1 pseudogene is annotated in these 1,182 nt (G+C 70.2%); it reads left to right on the plus strand.

Annotated features, from left to right (window positions below):
* Positions 1-1,182 (plus strand): annotated as a pseudogene (locus ACGFYH_RS37380) (alpha-1,4-glucan--maltose-1-phosphate maltosyltransferase); the annotation flags it as partial.

The following is a 1,182-nucleotide window of genomic DNA, read 5'->3' on the forward strand; positions in this document are numbered from 1 at the left end:
CCCGGCTGGCGGCGGCGTTGACGCCCGAGGTGGACGCGGTCCTGGCCCGGCACCCGCTGCGGGAACTGGTCACCAGCTCCGACCCGCTGCCCCTGCTCGTCGAGCGGGAGCGCGCCCTGTACGGCGCCTGGTACGAGTTCTTCCCCCGCTCCGAGGGCACCCCCGACCACCCCCACGGCACCTTCCGCACCGCCGCCCGCCGCCTCCCGGCGATCGCCGCCATGGGCTTCGACGTCGTCTACCTCCCCCCCGTCCACCCCATCGGCACCACCCACCGCAAGGGCCGCAACAACACCCTCTCCGCCACCCCCGACGACGTCGGCGTCCCCTGGGCCATCGGCTCCCCCGAAGGCGGCCACGACACCGTCCACCCCGCCCTCGGCACCCTCGACGACTTCGACCACTTCGTCCGCCGGGCCTCCCGTCTGGGCCTGGAGACCGCCCTCGACCTCGCCCTCCAGTGCTCCCCCGACCACCCCTGGGTCCACAAACACCCCGACTGGTTCCACCACCGCCCCGACGGCACCATCGCCCACGCCGAGAACCCGCCCAAGAAGTACCAGGACATCTACCCCATCGCCTTCGACACCGACCCCGACGGACTCGTCGCGGAAACGGTGCGCGTCCTGCGCTTCTGGATGGCACACGGCGTACGGATCTTCCGCGTCGACAACCCCCACACCAAACCCGTCGCCTTCTGGGAACGCGTCATCGGCGAGATCAACCACGCCGACCCGGACGTCATCTTCCTGGCCGAGGCCTTCACCCGCCCCGCGATGATGCACACCCTCGCCCAGATCGGCTTCCAGCAGTCCTACACCTACTTCACCTGGCGCAACACCAAACAGGAACTGACCGACTACCTCACCGAACTGACCGGGGACGCCGCCTCCTACATGCGGCCCAACCTCTTCACCAACACCCCCGACATCCTGCACGCCTACCTCCAGCACGGCGGCCGCCCCGCCTTCGAGGTCCGCGCCGTCCTGGCCGCCACCCTCTCCCCCGCCTGGGGCGTCTACAGCGGCTACGAACTCTGCGAGAACACCCCCCTGCGCGAAGGCAGCGAGGAATACCTCGACAGCGAGAAATACCAGCTCAAACCCCGCGACTGGGCCACCGCCGCCCGCCGGGGCACCACCATCGCCCCCCTCATCACCAAGCTCAACACCATCCGGCGCG

This window comes from Streptomyces sp. NPDC048392, assembly GCF_043200575.1.
In the GTDB taxonomy this organism is placed as follows: Bacteria; Actinomycetota; Actinomycetes; order Streptomycetales; family Streptomycetaceae; genus Streptomyces.